Origin of the sequence: Geodermatophilus maliterrae, from assembly GCF_041018925.1 — a bacterium.
Taxonomy (GTDB): domain Bacteria; phylum Actinomycetota; class Actinomycetes; order Mycobacteriales; family Geodermatophilaceae; genus Geodermatophilus; species Geodermatophilus maliterrae.
Map to the genome: position 1 here is coordinate 1 of NZ_JBFNXQ010000156.1, position 7,907 is coordinate 7,907.

Annotated in this window: 8 protein-coding genes; 7 read left to right on the forward strand and 1 reads right to left on the reverse strand. The window is 76.9% G+C overall.

Translation table 11 applies throughout. The features are described from left to right. The coding region (locus ABQ292_RS25450; RefSeq protein WP_369210494.1) for an AAA family ATPase at window positions 1-1,163 on the reverse strand (1,163 nt) is incomplete at its 3' end. A gap of 156 nt (window positions 1,164-1,319) precedes the next feature. Here ABQ292_RS25450 and ABQ292_RS25455 point away from each other — a divergent pair. From ABQ292_RS25455 to selB, 7 genes are all read left to right on the forward strand, one after another. Beyond that, the gene (locus ABQ292_RS25455; RefSeq protein ID WP_369210495.1) at window positions 1,320-2,813 is read left to right on the forward strand and encodes an MFS transporter; all 1,494 of its coding nucleotides are present in this window, start codon (window positions 1,320-1,322) and stop codon (window positions 2,811-2,813) included. A 110-nt stretch (window positions 2,814-2,923) separates the two neighbouring features. Next, a complete protein-coding gene (locus ABQ292_RS25460) occupies window positions 2,924-3,157 on the forward strand; it encodes a heavy-metal-associated domain-containing protein (protein ID WP_369210496.1) in 234 nt (77 codons plus the stop codon). A 35-nt stretch (window positions 3,158-3,192) separates the two neighbouring features. Beyond that, window positions 3,193-3,663 carry a hypothetical protein gene (locus ABQ292_RS25465; protein ID WP_369210497.1) on the forward strand — a complete coding sequence of 157 codons (471 nt, stop codon included), beginning with the start codon at window positions 3,193-3,195 and terminating at the stop codon, window positions 3,661-3,663. A 236-nt stretch (window positions 3,664-3,899) separates the two neighbouring features. Next, window positions 3,900-4,385: an ABC transporter substrate-binding protein gene (locus tag ABQ292_RS25470; protein ID WP_369210498.1), complete on the forward strand. Its 486-nt coding sequence runs from the start codon at window positions 3,900-3,902 to the stop codon at window positions 4,383-4,385. Further along, complete coding sequence (locus ABQ292_RS25475; protein WP_369210499.1) at window positions 4,386-5,585, forward strand: ABC transporter substrate-binding protein; 1,200 nt, start codon at window positions 4,386-4,388, stop codon at window positions 5,583-5,585. A 57-nt stretch (window positions 5,586-5,642) separates the two neighbouring features. Continuing rightward, complete coding sequence (gene selA, locus ABQ292_RS25480; RefSeq protein ID WP_369210500.1) at window positions 5,643-6,953, forward strand: L-seryl-tRNA(Sec) selenium transferase; 1,311 nt, start codon at window positions 5,643-5,645, stop codon at window positions 6,951-6,953. 5 nt (window positions 6,954-6,958) lie between these two features. Beyond that, window positions 6,959-7,907: selenocysteine-specific translation elongation factor (gene selB, locus ABQ292_RS25485; RefSeq protein WP_369210501.1), on the forward strand; the 949-nt coding region annotated here is incomplete at its 3' end.

A 7,907-nucleotide genomic window follows, 5' to 3' on the forward strand; every position in this document is an offset into this window, starting at 1 on the left:
GACGCCGCGGCCTCCAGGCCGCCCCGCGCCCGGGCCCGTTCCGCGGCGGCGTCCAGCTCGGCGACGACCGCCGCGTCCGGTTCCTCGACCGACGCGGCCAGGTGCCACGCACGCCGGTCGGCCTCGTCGGGGCCGGTCAGCGCGGCGGCCAGGGCGCGGTGCGCCCGACGGCGCTCGGTGCTGGTGGCGGCGCCGTAGACAGCAGAGCGCACCAGCGGGTGCCGCAGGTCGACCGCGGCACCACGGATCCGCAGCAGTCCGGAGCGCTCGGCGGCCACCAGCGCCTGCTCGTCCGCCCCCAGGCACGTGGCCGCCTGGTGCACGACGCGCGCCCGCCCGGAGTCGTCGGCGGCCGCGACCAGCAGCACCGTCTGCGCCTGTGCCGGCAGCCGCCGGCAGCGGTCGAGGAAGGCCCGCTCGACGCCCTCGGTCAACGGCAGGCGAGCCGGCAGCCGGACCCGGCCGGACAGCTGCTCGGACGGGAGGGCCTCGGCGAGCTCGACCAGCGCGAGCGGGCTGCCACCGGTGCCGGCGAGGAGCGCGTCGCGCACGTCCGGGGGGACGGCGACGGCGGCGCGGGCGCTGAGCAGCTCCCCGGCGGCGGCGGCGTCGAGACCGCCGACGACGAGGTGGGGCAGGTCGCCGCCGTCGAAGGTGCGCACGTCCGAGTCGCGGGCGGCGAACAGCAGGGCGACCCGCTCCACCTGCAGTCGACGGGCGACGAACAGCAGTGCCGCGGCCGAGGCGTCGTCGAGCCAGTGCGCGTCGTCCACGACGGCGAGCACCGGCCTGTGCTGTCCGGCCTCGGCGAGGACGCTCAACGCCGCCAGGAAGACCAGGAAGCGGTCGCCGGGGCCGTCGTCGGTCTCGCCGAACGCCGCCTGCAGCGCGCGGGCCTGCGGCTGGGGCAGGTGCTGCACGCAGCCGGCCAGGACCGGTCGCAGCAGGCGCTGCAGCGCGGCGAACGCCAGCGGCGACTCCGACTCCAGCCCCTGCGTGCCGAGGACCGTCATGCCGTCGGCCCGCGCCGCCGCGTCCGCCAGCAGGGCCGACTTGCCCACGCCCGGCGGCCCGGTGAGGACCAGCGCGCCACCCCGGCCGGCCCACGCCTCGTCGACGAGGCCCGCGATGGCTGCGCGCTCGCGCTCCCGGCCGGAAAGCACGCCGGGAGCGTAGTGCGATCCGGCACCGGATCGGCCCGACCCGGCCCTGGGGCGCGGGCCGGCCGGTTCCCTGGCCGAATCCCCGGCACGAGCGGTCGTGGTGACGGCGACGGTGGCGGCGCACCACCACCCGGACCCGTCGACCGAGGAGAACAGATGTCGCCCCATCCCTCCACCGAGCCGCTGGCGACCGTCCACGCGCGCCCGTCACACCGGGCGCCCGAGGACGAGCCGCGCCGGTCGTGGACCGTCTTCGCGTTCATGATCGCCGCCCAGTTCATGGTCATCCTGGACGTGTCGGTGGTGAACGTCGCGCTGCCGTCCATCAGCCGCGCGCTGCAGCTGTCGGCCGCGCAGTACCAGTGGACGATCTCCGCCTACGTGCTGCTCACCGGCGGGCTGCTGCTGCTCGGCGGCCGGATCGCCGACCTGCTCGACCGGCGCCGCGCCTTCCTCGTCGGCGTCGGCCTGTTCACCGCCGCCTCCCTGGTCAGCGGCCTGGCGCAGACCCCGCTGACGCTGATCCTCTCGCGGGCCGCGCAGGGCGCCGGCGCCGCGCTGCTCACCCCGGCGGCGCTGTCGATCGTCATGACCGCCTACGCCGGCCGGCAGCGCCAGACCGCGCTCGCCGTCTGGGGGACCGTCGGCAGCCTCGGCATCGCCGCCGGCGTCCTCTTCGGCGGGGCGCTGACCAGCGCACTGGGCTGGCGGGCGGTGTTCTTCATCAACGTGCCGATCGGTGCGGCCGTCGTGCTCGGCACGCTGCGGGCCGTGACCCGGGGCGGCTCCCGGCCGGGCGCGCTGCGCCGGCTCGACGTCCCCGGCGCGCTCACCCTGGTGACCGGACTGCTGGCGCTGGTGTTCGGCATCGAGGCCACCCGCTCCGCGGGCTGGACCGCACCGCGCACCTGGATCGCGCTGGCCGCTGCCGCGGTCCTGCTGGCCGCGTTCGCCCGGCTCGAGCGCCGCGCCGCCGACCCGCTGGTGCCTCCGTCGACCTGGCGGATGCGGTCGCTGGTCTCGGCCTCGGCGGTGATGGCCGGCGTGACCGGTGTCGTGGTCGGCGCGATCTTCCTGACCTCGCTGTACCTGCAGGGCGTCATCGGCGCCTCCCCGGTCGTCGCCGGGCTGCAGTTCCTGCCGCTGGCCGCCGCCATCACCCTGGGCGCAGCCGCGGCGTCGAAGGTCATCGACCGGCTCGGTGCCCGCACCCTGGTCCTCGGCGGGCTGGTGGTCATGGCCGGTGGCGTGCTGCTGCTGGCGGCCGCTGCCGGTGGCACCTCCTACGCCGCCGACGTGCTGCCCGGCTTCCTGCTGGTCGGTGCAGGGGTGGGCCCGATGTTCGTCGCCATCGCCGTCGCCGCGATGAGCGATGTGCCGGGCGAGCAGTCCGGCCTGGCGAGCGGGCTGATGATGACCGGCCACGAGATCGGTGCCGCCCTCGGCGTCGCCGCCCTCACCGCCGTCGCCGGGGACCTGGCCACCTCCGCCGGCCTGATCGACGGCTACGGCCGCGCCTTCACCGCCACCGCGGCCGTCCTCGCCGCGCTGTTCCTGCTGACCCTGCTCGCGGTCCCCGGCGGCCGGCCGGCCGCGGGCGCCGCCGGCCACGGGCACGGCGCACACGGGCACGGCGCACCCGGCCACTGACCGGCCGATCCCGGCGGAGAGACCGGCGGTTTCCCCGGTGAGAGACCCCCGCCCCCGCACCGACCCTGATCCCCGACCGCAGCACCACCCAGCCCGATCGAGGAGTCCCCATGCTGTCCAGCACGCCCCGCACCTTCGTCGGCTCGACCACCTTCACCGTCACCGGCATGACCTGCGAGCACTGCCGGCGCGCGGTCACCGAGGAGATCTCGGGTGTCGAGGGCGTCGAGTCGGTCACCGTCGACCTGGCCACCGGCACGGTCACCGTCACCGCCGCCCACCCGGTCGACCGCGCCGACATCGCCGCCGCGGTCGACGAGGCCGGCTACGCCCTCGTCCCGTGAACCCCGCCCGGCCCGATCCCCTCCGGAGGCCAGCCGTGTCCAGCACCATCCCCACCCAGACCGCGACCGCCGCGCACCCCGAGCCCGCCCACTCCGAGCCCGCGCCGCACACCGCGCACCACCTGAGCGCGAAGAAGTTCACCCTGCACTTCGCCGAGATGGTCGTGGCGATGGCCGTCGGCATGGTGGCGCTGCACCCGGTGTGGACGTTCGTCCTCGACGCCCTCGGTGCCGCCGAGGTGATGCACGACCCGTACACGGGCGCGCTGATCATGGCGACGAACATGACCGTCGCCATGTCCGCGTGGATGAAGATCCGCGGCCACCGCTGGCGGCCGATCGCCGAGATGGGCGCGGCGATGTACCTGCCCTTCCTCGTGCTGTTCGTGCCGCTCGCGCTCGAGCTCATCGACGAGGACGCCCTGCTGCTCTGGGGCCACGTCCTCATGCTCCCGGCGATGGCCGCGGCGATGCTGCTGCGCCCGCACGAGTACGCCCACTGCTGAGGCCGCCGGTCGCCGGGGGGGGGGGGGGGGCCCCCCCCCGCCCCCCCCCCCCCCCCCCCCGGGGGGGGGCGGGCCCCCCCGCCCCCCCGTCCGCGCGCACCCACCTGCCCGACCGGACCGGTGTGCGCGACCCGGTGGTGCGCTACCGTTCTATCGGGCGTGACGAGGACCACACCGAGCCGCGTCCGCCGTCCGGCGGCTGCCGGGTGGACCGTCTCCCCCGGGGAGGACCTCCCATGACCGCACCGCCGGAACCGGTCGGCACCGTCCACGTCGTCGACCCCTCGCCGCTGAACTGGCTGTTCATCACCTGGAACACCATGGAGGAGCCGATCCGCATCGACGAGGCCGGGCGGGTCGTGTACTCGCTGGCCGAGTCCTCGGAGTGGCTCGACGAGCGCACGCTGGAGCTCCGGCTGCGGCGCGGCGTCCGCTTCCAGGACGGCGAGCACTTCACCGCGCACAACGTGAAGCAGAACTTCGAGGAGATGCAGCGCTGGGCCGCGCCCCACCCGCCGGGCACCTGGCTGAACTTCCCGGCGCCGGAGTCGACCGCCGAGGTCGTCGACGACCACACCCTCCGCTTCTCCCTGCCCGGCCCCGACGGCCTGGCCATCGGCAAGTTCCGCGGCTTCCACATCGCCAGCTCGGCGTTCTGGAGCGGCAAGGACGCCCCCGGCTTCGGCTACCGGAAGTACGGCTCCGGCGAGGGCCACTGGTAGGTGATCGACGAGCCGGGCCCGTGGGGCACCGGTCCGTTCACCCTGGTCCAGGGTGCCTCGTCGATCACCACCCGTGCCGCGCTCATGAGCGCCGAGCCCTTCCGGGCGACGTGGCTCATCGAGAGCGAGCAGCGCGACCCGCAGGTCGTGCTGGAGGCCAACCTCGACCACTGGAACCGCGCCGCGCGCGGTCCCCGGGTCGAGCGCGCCGTCTTCCGCAACGACGTGACGCCGGACGAGGCGCTGCGGCTGGTCTGCGAGACCGAGGGCGAGGTCGACATCGTCACCGAGGTGTCCCCGGCCGACGCCGCGCGGGTCGTCGCCTCCGACCACGCCCGCCTGGTCGTCTGCGACGCCAACCGGGTGCTCGTCGGGATCCTCAACCGCGACAGCGACGCGCCGCTGCACGACGTCGACGTCCGGCGGGCGCTGAACCTCGCCGTCGACCGGGCCGCCGTCGTCGAGCAGGGCCTGGCCGGCTACGCGACGGTCCCCCCGGCGCTCACCCCGCCCTGGTGCAGCGGCTTCCCGGCCGCGGCCGCGCCGTACCCGCACGACCCGGCGGGCGCCCGCGAGCTGTTCGCCCGCGCGGGCTGGCCGGCCCGCCGTCCGCTGCGGATCGCCGCACCGGAGCCCCTCGCCGGCATCGCGCACCTGCTGGCCGCCCAGGTCCGGTCCGCGCTGGACCTCCTGGTCGAGGTGACCGTGGTGCCGGCCGAGCAGGCGCTGGCCGGCGCCCGGGCGCTGGCGGAGAAGAAGCTGCCGCTGCCCTGGGACGTGCTGGTGCACGCCTGGTTCGACCTGTCGTCGGAGGCGCCGCCGGCCGCCGTCCACCGGGAGTTCTTCGGGCTCGACGGCGCCTTCCGCGCCGGTCCGCCCGACGACGGCTTCGACGCGCTGTTCGACGAGATGAGGGTGCAGCTCGACGGCGGGGCGCTGGTGGAGGTGGCCGAGCGGATCGACGCCTACGTGCAGGACCGGGCGCTGGCGCTGTTCCTCTGCGCGCCGCAGGCCCTGTACGCGGTCAACGAGCACGTGGCGTTCTCGCCGTACAAGACCACCTTCGAGCTCGCCGAGGTCACCGTCGGCGAGCAGCACTGGTCGGTCACCGGGGGCGGTGCCGAGCTCGGCGGCCGGGCGGTGGCGCGGCCGGCGACCGGCAAGCCCGGCTTCGCCGGCGCCGCCGGCAACGCCTGCTGAGCAGGAGGTGGAGCGCGGGACCGGCCGGTCCCGCGGCTCCACCTACCCTCGGCGGCGATGAGCACCGATCCCCGCCGGCAGGTGCCGCGCACCGACACGCTGCTGGCCGACCCCGCGCTGGCCGCCGCCTCCGCCCGGCTGGGGCGCGAGCTGGTCAAGGATGCCGTCCGCGGCGTCCAGCAGCAGGTGCGGCAGGGATCCCTCGCCCCCGACGACGCCGTCGCCGCCGTCCTCGCCGGCCTCCCGGGCACCGCGGGCAGCCTGCGGCCGGTGCTCAACGCCACCGGCGTCCTCGTGCACACCAACCTCGGGCGGGCGCCGCTGTCACCGGCCGCCGTCGAGGCCGTGGTCGCGGCCAGCGGCACCACCGACGTCGAGCTCGACCTGGGCAGCGGCCGGCGCGGGCCCCGCGGTGAGGCGGCCCTGGCGGCGCTGCTCGCGGCCGTCCCGGCGGCCGAGGCGGCGATCGTGGTGAACAACTGCGCCGCCGCGCTGGCCCTGGTGGCCACCGCGCTCGGCGGCGAGCTGGTCATCGCCCGCGGCGAGCTGGTCGAGATCGGCGACGGCTTCCGCATCCCCGAGCTGCTGGAGTCCACCGGCGCCCGGCTGCGCGAGGTCGGCACGACCAACCGCGTGGCGCTCGAGGACTACACGCGCGCCCTCGGCCCCGGCACCGGCGCGGTGCTCAAGGTGCACCCGTCGAACTTCGTCGTCCGGGGCTTCACCCGGTCGGTGCCGGTGGCCTCGCTGGCCGCCGGGCTCGAGGGCACCGGCGTCCCGCTGGTCGCCGACGTCGGCTCCGGGCTGCTGCGCCCGCACCCCGTCCTGCCCGAGGAGCCCGACCTGCAGACCACGCTCGCCGACGGCGCCGACCTGGTGCTGGCCAGCGGCGACAAGCTGCTCGGCGGCCCGCAGGCCGGGCTGGTCCTCGGGCGGGCCGAGCTCGTGCAGCGGCTGCGCCGGCACCCGCTGTACCGGGCGCTGCGGGTGGACAAGACGACGCTGGCGGCGCTGGAGGCCACGCTGCGCGGCCCGCTGCCGCCGGTGCAGGAGATGCTCGCCGCCGACGTCGCGGGGTTGCGCCGCCGCGCCGAGGCGCTGGCCGCCCGGCTGGCCGGCGCCGGGGTGGACGCCCGGGCCGTGGACTCGGCCGCCCGCGTGGGCGGGGGAGGGGCGCCGGAGCACCCGTTGCCGAGCGCCGCGGTGTCGCTGCCGGGCTCCTTCGCCGCGCCGCTGCGCCGGGGCGCCTGCCCGGTGGTCGGGCACGTCGAGGACGGCCGCACGCTGCTCGACCTGCGCAGCGTGCCGCCGTCGGCCGACGGCGACCTGGCCGCCGCGGTGCTGGCCGTCGCCGGGCGGGGGGCCTGACCGGCATGGACGTCCTCGCCACCGCCGGGCACGTCGACCACGGCAAGTCCACCCTCGTCCGGGCGCTCACCGGCATGGAGCCCGACCGGTGGGAGGAGGAGCGCCGCCGCGGCCTGACCATCGACCTCGGCTTCGCCTGGACGACGCTGCCCTCGGGCCGGGTGCTGGCCGTCGTCGACGTCCCCGGGCACGAGCGGTTCGTCGGGAACATGCTCGCCGGGGTGGGGTCGGTGCCGGCCGCGCTGGTGGTGGTCGCGGCCGACGACGGCTGGTCGGCGCAGACCGCCGAGCACGTCGCCGTCCTGGACGCCCTCGGCGTGCGGCACGCGCTGCTCGCCGTCACCAAGGCCGACCTCGCCGACCCCGCGCCCGTCCTCGCCGACGCGACCGAGCGGCTGGCCGCGACGTCGATGGGCGCGGTGCCGGGGGTGGCGGTCAGCGCGCCCGTCGGCCGGGGCGTGCCCGAGCTGACCGCCGCGCTGGAGACGCTGCTCGCCGGGCTGCCGGCGCCCGACCCCGCCGCCCCGGTGCGGCTGTGGATCGACCGCGCGTTCCCCATCCGCGGCGCCGGCACGGTCGTCACCGGCACGCTGGCCGCGGGGTCGGTGGCCACCGGGGACCGGCTGCAGCTCGGCGGCCGTGAGGTGGGCGTGCGCGGCGTGCAGTCGCTGGGCCGGCCGGTGGAGCGGGCGAGCGCGACCGCCCGGGTGGCGCTCAACCTGCGCGGCGTCGCCGTCGAGGACCTGTCCCGCGGTGACGCTCTGCTCACCCCGGGCGCCTTCCGTTCCACCGCCGAGGTCGACGTCGTCCTCGCCACCGAGCCGGAGGACCGGCTGCCGGTCGAGGCGGTGCTGCACCTCGGGTCGGCGGCGGTGCCGGTGCGGGTGCGGACGCTGGAGGGCGCGGCGGTGCGGCTGCGGCTGGCCACGCCGCTGCCGCTGCGGGTCGGCGACC

Coding starts and splice junctions, on each gene's coding strand:
- ABQ292_RS25455 (WP_369210495.1), top strand. CDS start 1,320: ATGTCGCCCCATCCCTCCACCGAGCCGCTGGCGACCGTCCACGCGCGC.
- ABQ292_RS25460 (WP_369210496.1), top strand. CDS start 2,924: ATGCTGTCCAGCACGCCCCGCACCTTCGTCGGCTCGACCACCTTCACC.
- ABQ292_RS25470 (WP_369210498.1), top strand. CDS start 3,900: ATGACCGCACCGCCGGAACCGGTCGGCACCGTCCACGTCGTCGACCCC.
- selA (WP_369210500.1), top strand. CDS start 5,643: ATGAGCACCGATCCCCGCCGGCAGGTGCCGCGCACCGACACGCTGCTG.